Below are 18,359 nucleotides of genomic sequence, written 5' to 3'. Positions count from 1 at the left end.
TCTCTTTATTGGTCTGGGAAATATCCCATTTAAAAATAAAAATCCGAATTACGTTCTCCACACCGAGGATTACAATAATGTCACTGGATACCGCTATTGAATCGAAAAAGGGGATGCCCACCCGCTATTTAATATTGCTGATAATATTCATCGTTACGGCGGTGAATTACGCCGACCGCGCTACGCTTTCTATTGCCGGTACGGAAGTGGCGAAGGAGCTTCAGCTCAGTGCGGTATCAATGGGCTATATTTTCTCGGCCTTCGGCTGGGCCTATCTGCTGATGCAGATCCCCGGCGGCTGGCTGCTTGACCGCTACGGTTCGAAGAGGGTTTACACGTACAGCCTCTTCTTCTGGTCGCTGTTCACCTTCCTGCAGGGCTTTGTCGATTTTATGCCGCTGGCCTGGGCGGGCATCTCGATGTTTATGATGCGCTTTATGCTGGGCTTCTCTGAAGCACCGTCCTTCCCGGCCAACGCCCGTATCGTTGCCGCCTGGTTTCCCACCAAAGAGCGCGGTACCGCCTCGGCAATTTTTAACTCGGCCCAGTACTTCTCGCTGGCGCTGTTTTCACCGCTGCTCGGCTGGCTGACCTTCGCCTGGGGCTGGGAACATGTCTTTACCGTGATGGGCGTCATCGGCTTCGTGCTGACCTTCCTGTGGACGAAGTTCATCCATAACCCGACCGATCACCCGCGGATGTCCGCCGAGGAGCTGGCGTTTATCTCCAAAGGCGGTGCGGTGGTCGATATGGATCACAAAAAGAAAGACGGTGCGAACGGCGGGCCGAAGCTGCACTACATCAAGCAGATGTTGACTAACCGCATGATGCTGGGCGTATTTTTCGGTCAGTATTTCATCAATACCATCACCTGGTTCTTCCTCACCTGGTTCCCGATTTATCTGGTGCAGGAGAAGGGGATGTCTATCCTCAAAGTAGGTCTGGTGGCGTCTATTCCTGCGCTGTGCGGGTTTGCCGGCGGCGTGCTCGGCGGGGTCTTCTCCGATGCGCTGATCAAACGCGGCAAGAGCCTGACGCTGGCGCGTAAGCTGCCGATCGTCGTGGGCATGCTGCTCGCCTCCACCATTATTCTGTGCAACTACACCGACAGCGAAGTACTGGTCATTGCCCTGATGGCGCTGGCGTTCTTTGGTAAGGGCTTCGGTGCGCTGGGCTGGCCGGTGATTTCCGATACCGCGCCGAAAGAGATTGTTGGTCTGTGCGGCGGCGTCTTTAACGTCTTTGGCAACGTGGCATCTATCGTCACTCCGCTGGTGATTGGCTACCTGGTAAGTGAACTGCACTCCTTTAACGCGGCGCTGGTCTTTGTTGGCTGCTCGGCTCTGATGGCGATGGTTTGCTATCTGTTCGTGGTCGGCGACATCAAACGTATGGAACTGCGCAAATAAGCAACGGCTACGGCAAGGTAAACGCGATGAACGAAATTTTCCCTAACAAATTCAAGGCCGCGCTGGCGGCCCATCAGACCCAGATCGGCTGCTGGTCAGCGCTGGCAAGCCCCATCAGTACCGAGGTGCTTGGCCTGGCAGGTTTCGACTGGATCGTACTCGATGGCGAACATGCCCCGAATGACGTCACCACCTTCATTCCTCAGCTGATGGCGCTGAAAGGCAGCCACAGCGCGCCGGTGGTACGCGTCCCGACGAACGAGCCGGTGATCATCAAGCGCCTGCTGGATATCGGTTTCTACAACTTCCTGATCCCGTTTGTGGAAAGCGCTGAGGAAGCGGTGCTGGCGGTGGCGTCAACCCGCTATCCGCCGGAAGGCATTCGCGGGGTATCGGTATCGCACCGCGCCAATATGTTTGGCACCGTGCCGGACTACCTCAACCAGTCGAACAAAAACATCACCATTCTGGTGCAGATTGAGAGCCAGCAGGGCGTTGACAGCGTTGATGCCATTGCCGCGACCGATGGCGTGGACGGCATCTTCGTCGGCCCAAGCGATCTCGCGGCGGCGCTCGGCCACCTGGGCAATGCGTCACACCCTGAGGTACAGCACTGCATCCAGCACATCTTTGCGCGCGCGAAAGCGCACGGTAAGCCCGCAGGCATTCTCGCCCCGGTGGAAGCCGACGCCCGACGCTATCTGGAGTGGGGCGCCACCTTCGTTGCCGTCGGCAGCGACCTTGGCGTCTTCCGCAGCGCGACGCAGAAACTGTGCGACGCCTTCAAAAAATAATCCCCCGACATTAACGAGAGAGACAAACGCTATGACGATGAAAGTTGGTTTTATTGGCCTTGGTATCATGGGTAAACCAATGAGTAAAAACCTCCTCAAGGCGGGTTTTTCGCTGGTCGTATCCGACCGTAACCCGGAATCCGTGGCTGAAGTGATGGCCGCTGGTGCCGAAAGCGCAAGCTCCGCCAAAGCGGTGGCTGAGCAGTGCGATGTCATCATCACCATGCTGCCGAACTCGCCGCATGTGAAAGAGGTGGCGCTGGGAGAGAACGGCATCATCGACGGGGCGAAGCCTGGCACGGTGCTGATTGATATGAGTTCTATTGCCCCGCTGGCCAGCCGCGAAATCAGCGAAGGGCTGAAGGCAAAGGGCATTGAGATGCTGGATGCGCCGGTGAGCGGCGGCGAGCCGAAAGCCATTGACGGTACGCTGTCCGTAATGGTCGGTGGCGACAAGGCGCTGTTCGATAAGCATTACGATCTGCTGAAAGCCATGGCGGGATCGGTGGTGCATACCGGGGATATCGGCGCCGGCAACGTCACCAAACTGGCCAACCAGGTAATTGTGGCGCTGAATATTGCGGCAATGTCCGAGGCGCTGACGCTGGCAACCAAAGCGGGCGTGAACCCGGAGCTGGTGTTCCAGGCAATCCGCGGCGGCCTGGCAGGCAGCACCGTGCTGGAAGCCAAAGCGCCGATGGTGCTGGATCGCAACTTCAAGCCGGGTTTCCGTATCGACCTGCACATCAAGGATCTGGCGAACGCGCTGGATACGTCGCATGGCGTTGGGGCACAGCTGCCGCTGACCGCGGCGGTAATGGAAATGATGCAGGCGCTACGTGCCGATGGTCACGGTAATGACGATCACAGCGCGCTGGCCTGCTACTACGAGAAACTGGCAAAAGTAGAAGTGACCCGCTGACGGTCCGGGCGCGGTGACGCGCCCGCTATCTCTCACTACGCACGGCCACGCGCAGGCACGGAAGAATATGAAAATTGTAATCGCACCTGACTCATACAAAGAGAGCCTCTCTGCCGCCGGGGTGGCGCAGGCTATTGAAAAAGGATTTCGGGAGATTTTTCCCGATGCGGAGTATGTCTGCGTGCCGGTAGCGGACGGCGGCGAGGGCACGGTTGATGCGATGGTCAGCGCCACGCAGGGTGAGACGTTCACAGCGCACGTCACGGGGCCGCTGGGCGACACCGTGACGGCGAGCTGGGGGTTGTCGGGCGATGGCAACACGGCGTTTATCGAGATGGCGGAGGCCAGCGGTCTGTCGCTGGTGCCCGCCTGCGATCGCAATCCGTTACTGACCACCTCCCGGGGGACCGGGGAGCTGATTCTGCACGCGCTGGAGCACGGCGCGCGCAACATCATCATTGGCATTGGCGGCAGCGCAACCAACGACGGTGGTGCCGGGATGATTCAGGCGTTAGGGGCGAGTCTGGTGGATGCCAACGGTACTGAAATTGGCCACGGCGGCGGCAGCCTGATGAGTCTTAACCGCATTGACGTCAGCCGGCTGGATGCGCGACTTCAGTCCTGTGCGATTCGCGTGGCCTGCGATGTCACCAATCCGCTCATTGGGGAGCAGGGGGCATCACGCATTTTTGGTCCCCAGAAGGGGGCGACCGAGGAGATGATCGTTGAGCTCGATCGTAACCTTGAGCATTTTGCCGATGTGATCCAAAAGACGCTGCGTATTGATGTGAAGCAGGTGCCCGGCGCCGGTGCGGCGGGCGGCATGGGGGCAGCGCTGATGGCGTTTCTCGGTGCCGAACTGCGCAGCGGCATTGAGATTGTCACCGAGGCGCTGCATCTGGAGGAGCACGTTCACGACTGCACGCTGGTGGTGACGGGTGAGGGGCGGATCGACAGCCAGAGCATTCACGGTAAGGTGCCGGTTGGCGTGGCCCAGGTGGCAAAGAAATACCACAAGCCGGTTATCGGCATTGCCGGGAGTCTGACGCCGGATGTGGGCGTGGTGCATCAGCACGGCATTGATGCAGTATTCAGCGTGCTGACGACCGTCACGACGCTGGACGAGGCGTTAAAAAGCGCCGCCGAGAATATTTATCGCGCGTCGCGCAATATCGCGGCCACGCTGCGGGTGGGCATGTCCCTCGGCGAGTAACCGGGGCGGCGGCTAACAAGTTTGCAATGCGAAAGATGACAAGGGTATACTGCGCGCCGAAGCTGACCAGACAGTCGCCGCTTCGTCGTCGTCCTCTTCGGGGGAGACGGGCGGAGGGGAGGAAAGTCCGGGCTCCATAGGGCAGGGTGCCAGGTAACGCCTGGGAGGCGCAAGCCTACGACCAGTGCAACAGAGAGCAAACCGCCGATGGCCCGCGCAAGCGGGATCAGGTAAGGGTGAAAGGGTGCGGTAAGAGCGCACCGCGCGGCTGGCAACAGTTCGCGGCACGGTAAACTCCACCCGGAGCAAGGCCAAATAGGGGTTCACTAGGTACGGCCCGTACTGAACCCGGGTAGGCTGCTTGAACCAGTGAGCGATTGCTGGTCTAGATGAATGACTGTCCACGACAGAACCCGGCTTACCGGTCAGCTTCAACTTCTTCTAAAACAATACGTTGGTGTGTCTCAGGCCTTCATAGGTGAAAATGTGACACAGACTGTGATACAAACGAGGCACACCAACGGCTGTTCCATCCCGAATATTCTAAAGCGCGGCAACCGCTACTGCCTTCATTTCCGACTACCTTCAGGCGGTTTTTTTCGCGTGTCTCTGGGCTGCGATTCAGCCAGCAGAGCAAGGTTTATATCTTCCCGTCTCACTATGTTCATTTCTCTTGTAAAATCGTCCAAGATGGAGCCAGCCCTACTATTGGACATAGTGCATAAAATGAAGAAATTAGAACAAAAAGACATTGATGATTATTTGCTCAGTATTCAGGCCGCGTTTTATTCCGCAGCAAAAAAAATTCCAACAAATGTACGTAAGAGACTGCGTAGCTCGACTTCATTAACTTATGAAAAAAGTAACGTCACCCTCTTAGGGGAGGTGCTTGGTGATACTTTCACAACTGATGGTCCAGCTTTGTCGGAAGACTCTGTTATTGAACATCTTAGCAGGCAGTATGACATTACAGGCATGGCGGAGGAGATCGATTATATAGCCTCGGAATATGACCTCATGTGGAAACATTATTGTGATGCACATGTAGCCTTTCTTGATTCCCGACATTCTGAATATCGGCAGATCCTTAGCTCTTTGCGACCAGAGAATGACTACGCTCCCGCTGTGGTCGATAAACCTGAAAAAACATTGGCCTCCGAACTGACAGTATCTCAGGCATGGAAGGGATTTCTTGAGTTCAAGTCAGACTGGAAACCTAAGATTCGGCAAGGCAATGAAAAATATTTCGAAGTAATTGAGGCTGTTCTGGGGGCTGAAACACTAGTTACGAGCATTACCCGTCGTGATATTAAAAATTTGCTTGAAGTGGTCGAAGGCCTTCCTCGACAAAACAAGAAACCATACAACAGGATGGGTGCCCAGCAGTGTTTGGACTTGGATGAAGTACCAGAAGATGATCTGGTATCCTCAAAAACCGTCAAAGATTACCTGAAACTCTGTCAAGGATTGTTCTCTACGTACCTGACTGGTGAACTTGATGTTCTTGAATCATCGCCGACAAATAATGTTAAGTATGAATCAAAGAGTAAAGGTTACGGTGTATACAGCCAAACTGAAATGCGAAAGTTGGTTACACATTTCGAAACGTTGGACGGCTGGAAGAAATGGGGGTTCCTGCTTTTGGCATATACTGGCGCTCGTAGAAGTGAAATCGCTAACCTGAAGGTATCGGATGTTCGCTTAGACGATGATAGCCAGCGATACTACATTATGATTTAGGACAGCAAAACGGAAGCTGGTATTCGGCAGGTTCCTATTTCGCTTCGCCTAATCGATATGGGATTTTTGAATTACCTAGAGGGCAAACATCGTAGCGACAAGCTATTCCATGAAATTTCGTATAGCAATCAGGTAACACGGATCTTCCACGCGATAAGAGACAACTTGGAAATTGATTATCTCAATGATTTCAAAGAAAGGCGCATTGTACATAGCTTTCGGCATACCTTTATTACTGAAGCCTTATCAAAAAATAATGCCCTTACTCTTGTTCAGCAAACCGTTGGGCATGAACATTCAGGTCATAAGGAAACTCAGACTTATACGGGCAGAATGAGGATTTCCGACTTGATTTCGGTGATAGATAGTATTGACTGGATTTAATGGGAATGATTCTCATTTACGTTGTTTTGTGGTAAAATATACTTCTAATGCAACAGAGTAGAAGAGAGGCAATATTGTACCTTGAGTTCAATTTGACTGCGTTTAACCCCCCATCCCTGGATGAACGTAAACGCATGGCAATGATCCTGAAGTCAGCCAGATTAACGCTGACAACTTCCCGCATTAATGTTTTGTACCATCTAACCCGAACCGTTATTCCAAGCACGGCTCTCGAACTTTCAAAACTTCTGAACGTCCCGCTTTCAACTACACACCGCAATTTGTCTGTACTGTCTAAGGCTGGTTTGGCTGACTACATCACCGACCGCTCAGGCATATCTCGCTGGTTCTTGGTCTCAGCTAACCACCCTAATTTTTGCCCCTGCTGCAATCAGGAATATACTAGCGCCAGCCAGGCACTTGCGAAACATAAAATCCAGTGGTAATCTAGTAGAAGTTTCTGTTGCAAAGCAGAAACTTTTCTGAGTAAAAAAATTTATAATGCCTGTATTCCAACACCAGAAATGGTGCGGGTCTGCTGGGCTTTTTTTGTTTCTTTTTCCTACTGGTTTTTATTAATACCTGTATAAGGATCTACATCTATTTGACACTCTAGAAGGAGGCGTATGCAGCAATCTAGCTCATCTGCACAACAACCAACTAATTTACTGACATCTCACCGTGACAATGGTCATTACACCCTGATCCATTCCTCAACCTATCTCCACGATGGTTTGACCTATAAGCTTAACCATAATCCGTTAAGTAAGCGTAGCAGTCCAATACGAAAAGAAATTATCGACAGGTTTATTGACCAGCTTCGCGCTATGCTGTCGCACTATAACGAACTGTATGGATTCCGCTTTGATTTGTCTGTCCCTGAAGGGATGTCTGTTGATGAAAGCAACAAATTGGTAAGTGAGTTGTTTAGTCGTCTGCGAGGTGAGTTCACCGCAAAAGCCTGGAACAATCAGCCAATCAAAAAATTCGCTTATGGCTGGGTTAGGGAGAAAGAAAGGGCTAAACAAGTTCATTACCATTGCTGGATTGCTTTACCATATTTTCAGGTAAACACCGCTGGGTTTGAAGAAAAAGGAATGATTGGTCGGATAAGCCGTATCTGGTCAGAACTCACGAATGGAGTTTCCCGTGTCCATCTTCCAGAGGATGGATATAGAATCAAAAGAGGTGATCACGATTCACTTGCTAAGATGGTCAAACGGATTTCATATCTTGCCAAGAATCGCGGGAAGTATTCTAATGGGAAAGGGCAGCAAACATTTTCGGCTTCAAGGGTGAAATTTAAGGCGTCTAATACATTGCATTAAAATCCTTAACAGGAGGTGCTGTATTCAATTCCGCGCCCTAGGTAGTACCAGTGCATTGCTCATATAATAAAAACCTCTTGTAGCGCATCACAGGACGCTTAACAGAGTTCTTTATTCATTGTCTCAACGTACACTTAAATTATTGAACATCATTCCCAATCTTGCTCACTAAATGACTTCAGGGCTACCGATTTCATCGTCGTAGCCCTTTTTGTTTTCTCGGATCTATTTAAGAAAAATATAGTCAATATTATACAGTATGTATAACAAAGCATTAACCAACGAGGTGGCTATGGGGTACTGGACAGCCATCATTTTTACTGTGTAGTATCTTTGAAAATTTTAACAAGAGGCTCAAGATATTATGGAAATTCCTGATTCTTTAAAGCTAGACCGAAGTGGTTTTGGTCAAGACCCATTCGGGTATAGTGCGTTGGCTAACCTGAAATTTGGGATGGCAAGTACATATTCAGGTTCTCATGTTGATATAACAAAACCTGCAACAGGCTCTGATCTAAAAAATCCTGTGCTTTGGCTGACTCAAACACAGGCTCTAACTGAAGCAGCCATTGCTGTTTTCCGTAATGAGCCCTCTTTTGAAAACATGCCTGTTTTAATGCGTGGTGTTTGTGACAGCCAATACTGTGCTGTAGGTCTTATGCTTGTTGGCTACAGTCTTGAGGTTTCACTCAAAGCAATGCTAATAATCAAGTATGGAATTAAAGGCTATCAAGAAATAGAACGTAAGAATAAGCACCACAGATTACATGACTTAGCTAAATTCATCCCAGAACTCACAAAAAAAGATATCGCTATTCTTCGTGGACTAACCCATTATGTTTATTGGGCTGGAAGATATCCAGATCCCGGTACTGGAGAAGAAGATAAAGTAGAAGATATATTCAACATTTCAGAGAGATATCGAATCTCAGCTAAGGAACTTTTCGAGTTATCCGCTAAAGTTTCCGGGCATGCGAGAAAAGTCATAGAAGAAGTGTAACTACTACATAAGAAATTAGGATATCTAAATGAACACTGATCTTTTACTGCTAATGTAAGGAAACTCTTGCAACGATTGTCGTGGCAAAATGTGATGTGGGTACCGTTAGGAATTAATTACTGTTTTTTTGTTGACGCATTCTAGTAAAATGTTATTGATTTAGTTGCGACTACAGCTTAGTAGTTACTACAACTTAAGGTAAATTATAGGTGGGGAATATGGCGGTTGATGAAGAAAAAATCAAAAATGCGTTTGGAAATAAAAAATATACTTGGCGTACCGTCCGCGGAGTTGCAAAGGAGACGGGATTAGACCCAATGATTGTAACTAAATACATTATGACACACGAAGATGAAATTGTTAAGTCAAGTATGCCAAATGAAAAGGGTGAAACGTTATTCACTTCGAGACTAAATCGACGAAGCCAAAGCCCTTGGGTAAGAATTATTTCTGCTGTCAAAAATAGAGGTGGATGAATAGTATGATTCCTCAAGCCGTCTGGTTTGCAATTGCAGGTGCTTTCTTTATCAAACTACTTGAGTTGGCAGAACTTCATAAGCTACCAAAGATTGAAAGACCTGACCTGAAAGATTGGTTGTATTGGATACCTTATTTGATTTTACCTATTCTTGGGGGAGGGCTTGCGTATGTTTATATTGCATCCAACACTTCTCTTACGCCATTACTCTCTGTTAATATTGGAATATCCGCGCCTCTTGTATTAAGAGCAATGGCTCAAATAGTGCCAGCAACTAAAACCCCCCCAGGTGCATAACATGGATAAGCACTATTTGTTTTATGTATCGCTTGGTAGATTGAACCTCCTTATTTAATACAATAGGTTGCTGCGAAGATGAATGCTATTTTCGCAGCAATTAATTTCTTAACAAGGAAGTATAGCCTTGATGTTATAATCAACCGATTATGAAATACATTTATCCATATTCCAGTGCCGTTTTACTGTGGCAATCCCTAACCCTAAGGCAGCGGCGGCTTTAGCTTGGCTCAGACCGTTAGTTTTAGCCTCCTGTACACGCTTATACGTGTTCGTTGCCGTAGGACGGCCTAACTTCTTGCCTTCTTTCTTCGCACGCTCTAGCCCTTCTTTAGTGCGTTCTGTGATACGGGATTTTTCAAACTCCGCAAACGCTGAGAACATTTGCAGTATCAACTTTCCTTCGATTGTTGATACTGGAAGATCAGTACTAGGAAACAGGTCACTGATATTTGAAAAACATGAAGAGTACACATTTCATACAGGAGAAGGGCGCTTGATCGATATGCTTACATGTGGGCGATATGTGGAGAATAAAGGATAATACCGGGGCTGGCTTTCAAGAGAGTGAGAGTTTATGGAGGTGAAGCGCATCACCCCCAGGGAGACATTATTTTAACAATCAGATCTCAGAAAACGGGAATCGTCAATCATCCACCTCGACCCCATAGCGTCCGCCGTGGTCTTTAATAATGTAGGTATATAAATCATCGCAGAATACTTTGACCGACCCACCAAATGCGGCAGGGTAAACACCGTTAACTGTATCGCACTTGTAACCAGCCTGACGGATCACTGATTGGCTCTCTGCCTTGAGTTCAGGAGAACCATCGTCCGCTAAAGCTATGCTACAGGCACTAAGCCCCAGAACTACCGAAAAAATCTTCTTCATAACAGCCTCCATAGCCGAAAAATTTAGAAAAACATCGACAATAACGTCGATACTCATTAATTACTTTAATCGATCGAAATTATAAAATCGATCGGTAAAATTGATCAATATGGTTACTATAACATTGCGTTCAAAATTTGTGCATTACACCACTAATACGCAAACGAACCCTACACAGGGGGAGATGAAGATGAGAGGCTACGTAGTTATGTTTTGCGGTCTGTTGGCGGTGTTCAACGCTGACGCAGGGCGTATAACGATGAGCAAACCGGAACAGTCAACCACGGCGAACGGGCAAACGCTGTGTGTTTACTCAAACAGCATCCACACCTTTACCTACGTCATAAAGTCGAAAAACTGCCCGTACAGCAAAAGCTTTAACACGACTGACAGTGGGTAAATCTGGGGGCTCTTTAGCTAACTATACAGAATCAACAGATATGCAGTGGTGTCAAATTTGGCTTTCTCCATCTGGGCATAGCTTGCAGTGTGCCAGAAGCCGGACCAATATGTGCACATTATCGGGGAAGGTATATGATCGCGTTCAAGCTGGTAAATAGTATTGGAAGCTTCATAATTGATCTGAATAAACGTTGTTCGAATACTAATAGTTGAACTCTTTTACTTGAGTGGGGAGGAAATACACATGGCAATATATGTAGATAACTGTCCAAGGTGCGCTACTAAAAACATAACTTTTGACGTCCACGGGGCTAATCATTTTGGTAATTATAAAGAGTTTGCAAAGCCAGATGCTCCCGCATATGAATTTTATTGCGTATGTCGAGAATGTCATAAGACAACGATTTTCCTTGGGATTAGCATAGACAAACATCAAGAGCTTCATAGAATCAATTGGGGCATGGCCATGTTCGGATTGAAAGATGTAGCCAAGGTATTAAGGCCAATTTCGCCAGCGGATCTGAGCGCCGGTGAACCACCTGAATTTTTACCGCAAGAAATCAATGATGCTTATGAAGAAGGTGCAAAATGCCTAGCAATTGGTTGCAACAATGCGGCTGGAACAATGTTTAGGCTTTGTCTTGATTATGCAACAAAAGGACTTGTCCCTGATGGCGACGGTGGGCCAGCAGCGAAAATTAAGAGAAGCTTAGGACTGAGAATGGGGTGGTTATTTGATAATAAACTACTTCCAGAAACTCTCAGAGAACTAGCTGAGTGTGTCAAAGATGATGGGAATGATGGTGCTCATGAAGGGATTCTAGATAAGGTAGCAGCAGAAGATCTTGAGGAGTTCACATACTTGTTTCTGGAGCGGCTATACACTGAACCTCAGCGCCTTGCTGAAGCCAAGGCAAGGCGTGAAGAGAGAAGAAACAAAGAAACCTGATTTTACTAAGCATCAAGCAGTGAGAATGAATAGCGACTGTTCAGTAGTCACTCTTGTGGGCGCAAAAGTGTCAACTTCCGCTCTTCGCACAAAGTAGATATCTCGGTAATTCAGGCGGTCCGCTTTGGACAGTAAGCGGACTTTTCAGAAGCCAGCTCTTTTTAAAAGCTGACGTATTATCGAACCGGATACTCATCTTTTTCAACAACCCATCTCCGGCTCGGACGGCAGCAACCCTTTTCGCGGGGTTATTTCTGTTGTAGCCAGCGTCGAACGCCCATTGAAGAAGGGGCAATTGAGTCAATTGCGTCAGCCTGATAGCCCGAGAACTGCGGCGACCAGGGGGTAATGTGCTTAAATTTGTACAGACAGCGGATAACATCTAACAAACTGAAAAATATATAGTTTTTAAATTCAGTAGGATGCGTTTGAAAGTAAATATGATCATAAAATGTCGGAAAAAGTACATATCCGACATAATGTGATTAAGTCTTAATAAAATAACTTTTACTTCGACCGTGCCCCTTCATACATCTTTATTAGCAAAGGTTCAACCAAGTGAAGTGTGTCTTCCCAGTCATCACTTGTTAACATACGATACTTTTCAGTTAATTTGAATTCTTTATCAAAAGAATTCTCAGTAGATGTTTCCAAACCAACTATCAGTTGGATTCCCTCAGGCAAATTACCTGAAATGAAATTCAGGACGGCTGGCAAATTAAAATCGTCTTGAGCCTGTTGGTTAGGTGAGTCAATAACAATAGGAATATCGTAAGTTCCCTCCTTTCCGTGAACAGTTTTCCAGATGGAAGCGTAGTAAGACAAAATTGAACGCGGGCCACCACTTCCTGAGAGTGAGGGTCGGGACGTCAGCTGCATTCCTTTTGTTTGGACCTGGTGTAATTTTAAATTTAAACGACTCAGAGAATAATGTTCACGAAATTCTGCCAAAATTGACTTGGTTCGCTGAGGGGACCTGAGATCTTTCATCTCCCTCTCTAAGTCATTAATTTTAGACGTCATTTGATCGATTTCACTTTGTATTATCTTACGTTCAGTCTCAAATGCTTCAAAGGCCGATTCAGCGCCGATGTTGCCTATGACATCTCGTAAGTTCATTTCCCCTTTTCGGGTTTCGAGCAGATGAGAAATTCGCGAGTAATTTTCGTTGAGAGTATTCATTTCTTCAACAGCTATATCCGCACGCTGTTTAACCGTCAGTGCATCATCGCGCAAACGAGATGCTAGTTCCCGTAAAACACGGGCATCATCTGCAAATTCAAGTAGGTCCAAAAAAGATCTGTCATGCTCGGCATGACATGTTGGGCAGATTAACGGTTTCGAGCCCTCTTTAATAAGGAACTTTGCATCATTTTCATATGCCATAAGAGCCAAATCAGCAAGATGGATTTGATGTTCTATATTCTTTAACAGTTCCTGTTCGCGAACCGCATTATTTCGCAATGATTCCTGTCGAATGTTAAGTTCGTTTACTTCCTTAACTAATAATTTAATCTCCAAATGAAAATTATCTGAATTGACCTTAGTTCCTAAACGTGGGATTGTCTTACTAAAACGTTCAATAGTACGCTCAAGCAATCGATATTCCCGATTCTGTTCCTCAAGGTTTTTATTGCACTGATACTTATTTGCGCTTGCTGTATAGTATTTAGGAGGACATACGCCGGTAAAATATTCAATTATAGGTTTGTATGGGGCGTTAAACCGTTGCATGCCCGTAAACGTATTCCAGTCAGACTGCCAGCTTCCATCTTGGTTAACATAGAACGGAGCGAAAAAACAGGCGGGATCTGCGGGAACCACTTCAGCTTGTTTTTTATCAGTGAAGACCAAATTGAACTTTGTAATTTCACAAAATAGTTCAGACCATTCTCCATGTTTTGATGTGGAGATAAGTAAATTAAACTGTGAGTCGAAGAGTGCTCGACGGCCATCCTGATGCAGTGCAAAATAGCATTTATCATCTACTGAAAACTCCAGTAATGAAGCTGCGCTTTTGTCCCATTCTTCAAGTTTACCCTGAGGTCTGGCACCAAGAGTTTCAAACAGGCTTCGAATCAGAGTTGTCTTGCCCGTATGATTCCTCCCCACAAGCAGATTCTTGTTTGGATGGAATTTTACATGCTTCGCTCTCTTTTCTGAATGAGAGATCAACCAGATGTTTTTGAATCGGAATTGATGCATAGTCTTTTGTTCTTAAGCTTCGGATGAGGAGTCTGAGTTCTGGTCCACGCATATCGTTATAGCTCTCATGATGAAACGTGCGATAAGCTCGCTTTCGCGGTGTCCATTGAATTTTTCCTTAAGTGCAGCCAATGCAGAAGTAATATATGGTCTTAATTTTACTGGGAAAGGTCTCTCTGATATCCATTTATCGCAAAATTTGTCAATTTCCATAGACAGATTATTCCCCCCTGAAAGACGTTCCTGTTGCGCTTTAGTTGCATCTACCCGAACTGAAGTGAGAGTAATAAAATCCATCCCTTCACTTTGTAGCTGCGACAACCAAATTTCCAGCAAACACATGCGGTCTGGCACCGCCTGTAACGCAGCAAGAGCATTACGGAATGCTTCTCTTGTAAACCCACGTTCTCTAACAAGATCGTCGTAGGTTAAGCAAACATCCGTTTTACGAGAAAGTGGCGAAATTTTCATCACTAGGGATTCGACAAATACCTTAGCCTGAGCGGTATGCTCCGGGCTGCGCTCTTTAATCAAATCTAGCGCTGCTGCAATTGCGGGAGCAGTCAGATCGTCAGGGTGAATGGCAACCTTCTGTAGCTTAAGCCTAACAAGGTTTGGATTTGAAACAGTAGGAGTTAGAGATGTAAAAGCATCTTCCAGCAACTTTACATGCGTATGTGCTAAATCTGAAAGTGTGCATGGCATAGATGTAGCGGTAGAGCTTCCATTTGCAAGAGGAAAATCACAGCCGGCATTTGAGAGAAATATTCCTTCAACCGGCAAAGTATTAAATGCATTTAAACTTAAATATAGCTTTCCTAAAGCAGAGTCGGGTACTTTTTCAAAAGTAGGTGGTTTCGGCGGCGAAACCGATTTTCTGGGCTTCTTTGAAGTTGATGGCGGGGCTGTTGGGGAGACCGTTCCGGTCAGAACCGACCAAGACCATGTTCCAGAATCTTTTTTCTTGATTTGATACACTCTTGCGTGGGTCGGGTTTGACGATGAATCGAGTTCTGCAATATCCTGAACAGATTCAAAAAGTAGTAGGAAGTCAGGCTCATTTGCCTTTTCCAATTCAATCATCCTGAATACAGCCCACCACCGTGAGAAATCCACACCCTTTGCGCCGTGCCCACCACCTGACTCGGAGAATTTTGGATTGTTAGCGACGAGCAATACTTCAGCCGCACCGTTGACTGTGCCCAAAACCTCTCCTTACGACTTATCACAAAGTTAAGAAAATTCGTATGTTGACATAATCGGACATTGCTGAAGGAGTGTAAAGTTTTAATGGAGAGATGGCTTCAAAACATTTGATTGCATTGATTTGGTATCCGTTGATTATCACACGTGATGCTTGAAACGAGATCACGACGATCAGAACAATTTCGAACTTTTGCTTCTTGCTCACAGCGGACCTTTTGAGCTTTGTCCCGGTTTTTTGTTTGTTAACTAACTTTATCTGTCACACGAAGTGGGATACATTCTGCGACACGCAGCAACTCCAGCGCCGCGATGCCTGACGTATGGTTGAACGAAGCCGCCTTACCGGTCAGCTTTAACCATTCAAAAACCCCGCTTCGGCGGGGTTTTGCTTTACTGGGGCCTGAATAGTAAGTGTCCACGGAGAGTCACGGGGTATTCCCTGATATCTGACATCTGCGCTGGTATTGGGTTAACGGCGCGCCGGAGACTCACGGGGCGACCGCCGGGAGGGCGTCCCTCCGGGAACCCTTTCCCGGCGTTTCCCCTGATAACTGGCATCTGCGTCGGTATTGGGTTAACGGCGCGCCGGAGACTCACGGGGTGACCGCCGGGAGGGCGTCCCTCCGGGAACCCTTTCCCGGCGCTTCCCCTGATATCTGACATCTGCCCTGGCATTGGTTAACGGCGCGCCGGAGACTCACGGGGCGACCGCCGGGAGGGCGTCCCTCCGGGAACCCTTTCCCGGCGTTTCCCCTGATATCCGGCATCTGCGTTGGCATTGGGTTAACGGCGGAATGCTAGTAGCAGGGCGCGTGAGGCACAAAAAACCCCGCTTAGGCGGGGTCGGGATCAGACCGGGAGATCGATCAGCAGTGCGCGGGTCGGCGTGTCAGCCACCAGCGTGACGGTGGCCTCGTCGCGAATAAACGCGCCATCGCCGCAGGTCAGCGCCTCTTTCTCGTCATTCTGGGTCAGAGCATGCACCGCACCGTGGATCGACTGCAGGTACGCCCGCGGGCCGTGGAGCGGAACGCTACGCTGCTCGCCCTTATCCATCTCCAGGTGATGAAGCCATACCTGCTGGCGCAGCTGCAGGCTGCCGTCGCGCCCGTCAGGCGAGGCGATCAACTGCTGCGGCTGATGGGCCAACGCCATCTTCTGAAACAGCGGGTTTTCACGCTCCGGGCAGGCGTCCAGCCAGAGCTGCATGCGTGTCAGGGAGCGGTCTTTACTGAGATTATGTTCGCTGTAACTGATGCCAGGCTGCGCGGAAATCAGTACCGCATCGCCCGCGCTGGCCTGAATATGATTCCCTTCACTGTCGCGGTACTCCGCGTCCCCTTCCAGCACCAGATTCAGGATATCCACTTTCGGGAAGGTGCGTGGCTGCAGGGATGCGCCTGGGGCCAGCACTTCCTGATTGAGCACGCGCAGCGAGGCGTAGCCCAGCAGATCCGGATCGAAATAGTGTCCAAAGGAAAAGGTGTAGCGAGCCTTCAGCCATCCATAGTCAGCTTGCCCGCACTGTTTGGCTGTTCTCGTGGTAATCATGATATTGACCTCTTTTTTCACTAAACCCATGGTAAGGGTCTGGACGCTGCATTGTTAGCCAGTTAATCTGCTGGCTATATTCAAATTTCCTGAACGAGAAACAGATGGCCAGAGAAAGAGCGTTAACGCTTGAAGCACTGCGGGTGATGGATGCCATTGACCGACGCGGTAGTTTCGCGGCGGCAGCCGACGAGCTGGGCCGCGTGCCCTCTGCGCTCAGCTATACCATGCAAAAACTTGAAGAAGAGCTGGATGTGGTGCTATTTGATCGTTCAGGCCATCGTACAAAATTCACCAACGTCGGACGAATGCTGCTGGAGCGGGGGCGCGTGCTGCTTGAGGCGGCAGATAAACTGACCACCGACGCCGAAGCGCTGGCCCGCGGGTGGGAAACGCACCTGACGCTGGTCGCCGAGGCGCTGGTGCCCACCGAAAAACTCTTCCCGCTGCTCGATAAGCTCGCCGAGAAGGCCAACACCCAGCTCTCCATTATCACTGAAGTGCTGGCCGGGGCCTGGGAGCGGCTGGAGCAGGGGCGGGCTGATATCGTCATCGCGCCGGATATGCACTTCCGCTCATCGTCGGAAATCAATTCGCGCAAGCTGTACACCCTGAAAAACGTCTATGTGGCGGCGCCGGATCATCCGATTCATCAGGAGCCGGAACCGCTGTCGGAAGTGACGCGCGTGAAGTACCGCGGCGTGGCGGTAGCCGATACCGCCCGCGAAAGGCCAGTGCTGACCGTGCAGCTGCTGGACAAGCAGCCGCGCCTTACGGTCAGCAGTATTGATGACAAGCGCCAGGCGCTGTTGGCCGGTATCGGGGTCGCTACCATGCCGTGGCCGTTGGTGGAGGAGGATATCCGGGCCGGACGCTTGCGCGTGGTCAGCCCGGAATCCACCAGCGAAATTGATATCATCATGGCCTGGCGCCGCGACAGCATGGGCGAAGCCAAAGCCTGGTGTCTGCGTGAGATCCCGAAACTCTTTATCCCGCGTTAAGCCTTGCCCCGCTAACTGATGAGGGGCGCATGGGAATCCTGATCCTGTTCGGGGACGGGGCCGAAACGGTTAGCGCCCGTGGTCCCTCTCTGACAGTTAAAGATCAGGATAACCAGCCAGCCGACCACCGGAATCAGCAGCAGTAGCAGCCACCATGCCGACCGGTCGGTATCGTGCAGGCGACGGAAATGCACCGCCCACCACGGCAGAAAGAGGAAGATACCGTACAGTGTAGTGAGCACACCCTCACCGCCCGCGCGCTGCCATCCCAGCATCTTATCAACCAGACTCAGCACCACCGTCAGGATGATGTTGACCAGAATGAACATCCAGTATTCTTTGCGGCATGCTCGTCCGCGGAAACCCACGTAGTTCTTCAGTACTTTGATATACCAGTCCATCCGCACCTGCCTTAGCCTTCACAAAGCTATCAATTACCTTCAATCATTTGTTTTAAAAGCAATCATTTAAAGAATAGTGGTGAAACACAGGGTGGTGGGGAAATTTGCAGGGGGAGAGATAAGCCGTGTGAAGCGCTTCGCAGATGCGAATGAAAAAAGGCGTAAGTGGGGAATAATCAGAGCAGGA

Annotated in this window: 17 protein-coding genes, 1 other RNA gene and 1 pseudogene; 13 read left to right on the top strand and 6 right to left on the bottom strand. The window is 49.0% G+C overall.

Going from position 1 to position 18,359, the window contains the following annotated elements; genetic code table 11:
- Positions 1–77 precede the first annotated feature (77 nt).
- From DW58_RS03620 to DW58_RS20825, 10 genes are all read left to right on the top strand, one after another.
- The gene (locus DW58_RS03620; protein WP_024548158.1) at positions 78–1,409 is read left to right on the top strand and encodes an MFS transporter; all 1,332 of its coding nucleotides are present in this window, start codon (positions 78–80) and stop codon (positions 1,407–1,409) included.
- 26 nt (positions 1,410–1,435) lie between these two features.
- Positions 1,436–2,203, top strand: a complete 768-nt coding sequence (gene garL, locus DW58_RS03615) for a 2-dehydro-3-deoxyglucarate aldolase (protein WP_024548159.1) — start codon at positions 1,436–1,438, stop codon at positions 2,201–2,203.
- Complete coding sequence (garR, locus tag DW58_RS03610) at positions 2,133–3,125, top strand: 2-hydroxy-3-oxopropionate reductase (RefSeq protein WP_328585916.1); 993 nt, start codon at positions 2,133–2,135, stop codon at positions 3,123–3,125. The genes garL and garR overlap by 71 nt, the downstream gene beginning before the upstream one ends.
- Before the next feature lie 67 nt (positions 3,126–3,192).
- A complete protein-coding gene (gene garK / locus DW58_RS03605) occupies positions 3,193–4,338 on the top strand; it encodes a glycerate 2-kinase (protein ID WP_024548161.1) in 1,146 nt (381 codons plus the stop codon).
- Positions 4,339–4,396: 58 nt separating this feature from the next.
- Positions 4,397–4,775, top strand: an RNA gene (rnpB, locus tag DW58_RS04240) — RNase P RNA component class A.
- Positions 4,776–5,064: 289 nt separating this feature from the next.
- Positions 5,065–6,078, top strand: coding sequence for a site-specific integrase (locus DW58_RS03600; protein ID WP_235047709.1), 1,014 nt, complete (start codon positions 5,065–5,067; stop codon positions 6,076–6,078).
- Between the two features lie 1,010 nt (positions 6,079–7,088).
- Positions 7,089–7,790 carry a YagK/YfjJ domain-containing protein gene (locus DW58_RS19875; protein WP_071789243.1) on the top strand — a complete coding sequence of 234 codons (702 nt, stop codon included), beginning with the start codon at positions 7,089–7,091 and terminating at the stop codon, positions 7,788–7,790.
- 364 nt (positions 7,791–8,154) lie between these two features.
- Complete coding sequence (locus DW58_RS19870; RefSeq protein ID WP_152525595.1) at positions 8,155–8,790, top strand: HEPN domain-containing protein; 636 nt, start codon at positions 8,155–8,157, stop codon at positions 8,788–8,790.
- A gap of 218 nt (positions 8,791–9,008) precedes the next feature.
- Entirely contained in the window at positions 9,009–9,266 is a 258-nt protein-coding gene (locus DW58_RS20830) for a hypothetical protein (RefSeq protein ID WP_152525596.1), read from the top strand.
- Positions 9,267–9,271: 5 nt separating this feature from the next.
- Positions 9,272–9,565: a hypothetical protein gene (locus DW58_RS20825; protein ID WP_152525597.1), complete on the top strand. Its 294-nt coding sequence runs from the start codon at positions 9,272–9,274 to the stop codon at positions 9,563–9,565.
- Between the two features lie 147 nt (positions 9,566–9,712).
- Here the strand turns inward: DW58_RS20825 and DW58_RS03590 are convergent.
- Positions 9,713–9,997, bottom strand: a pseudogene (locus DW58_RS03590) (recombinase family protein); the annotation flags it as partial.
- Positions 9,998–10,211: 214 nt separating this feature from the next.
- Positions 10,212–10,457, bottom strand: coding sequence for a hypothetical protein (locus DW58_RS03585; protein ID WP_024548815.1), 246 nt, complete (start codon positions 10,455–10,457; stop codon positions 10,212–10,214).
- Positions 10,458–10,647: 190 nt separating this feature from the next.
- Here DW58_RS03585 and DW58_RS21330 point away from each other — a divergent pair, with 190 nt between their 5' ends.
- Complete coding sequence (locus DW58_RS21330; RefSeq protein ID WP_024548814.1) at positions 10,648–10,857, top strand: hypothetical protein; 210 nt, start codon at positions 10,648–10,650, stop codon at positions 10,855–10,857.
- A gap of 246 nt (positions 10,858–11,103) precedes the next feature.
- Positions 11,104–11,808 carry a DUF4145 domain-containing protein gene (locus tag DW58_RS21165; protein ID WP_024548813.1) on the top strand — a complete coding sequence of 235 codons (705 nt, stop codon included), beginning with the start codon at positions 11,104–11,106 and terminating at the stop codon, positions 11,806–11,808.
- A 507-nt stretch (positions 11,809–12,315) separates the two neighbouring features.
- Here the strand turns inward: DW58_RS21165 and DW58_RS03570 are convergent.
- The 3 genes from DW58_RS03570 to DW58_RS03565 form a co-directional block, all read right to left on the bottom strand.
- A complete protein-coding gene (locus DW58_RS03570; RefSeq protein ID WP_024548812.1) occupies positions 12,316–14,013 on the bottom strand; it encodes a coiled-coil domain-containing protein in 1,698 nt (565 codons plus the stop codon).
- A 12-nt stretch (positions 14,014–14,025) separates the two neighbouring features.
- Positions 14,026–15,219, bottom strand: coding sequence for a dsDNA nuclease domain-containing protein (locus DW58_RS19865; protein WP_071789242.1), 1,194 nt, complete (start codon positions 15,217–15,219; stop codon positions 14,026–14,028).
- An 849-nt stretch (positions 15,220–16,068) separates the two neighbouring features.
- A complete protein-coding gene (locus DW58_RS03565; RefSeq protein ID WP_024548811.1) occupies positions 16,069–16,770 on the bottom strand; it encodes a pirin family protein in 702 nt (233 codons plus the stop codon).
- Positions 16,771–16,874: 104 nt separating this feature from the next.
- Here DW58_RS03565 and DW58_RS03560 point away from each other — a divergent pair, with 104 nt between their 5' ends.
- Positions 16,875–17,771, top strand: coding sequence for a LysR family transcriptional regulator (locus DW58_RS03560; protein WP_024548810.1), 897 nt, complete (start codon positions 16,875–16,877; stop codon positions 17,769–17,771).
- A gap of 11 nt (positions 17,772–17,782) precedes the next feature.
- On the opposite strand, the gene DW58_RS03555 is transcribed toward DW58_RS03560, so the two are convergent.
- Complete coding sequence (locus DW58_RS03555) at positions 17,783–18,172, bottom strand: DUF805 domain-containing protein (RefSeq protein ID WP_024548809.1); 390 nt, start codon at positions 18,170–18,172, stop codon at positions 17,783–17,785.
- Positions 18,173–18,359 lie beyond the last annotated feature (187 nt).

This window comes from Siccibacter turicensis LMG 23730, assembly GCF_000463155.2.
GTDB classification, from domain to species: Bacteria; Pseudomonadota; Gammaproteobacteria; order Enterobacterales; family Enterobacteriaceae; genus Siccibacter; species Siccibacter turicensis.
The sequence above is the reverse complement of the archived record's forward strand: the minus strand, read 5'-3'. Positions and strand labels throughout refer to the sequence as shown.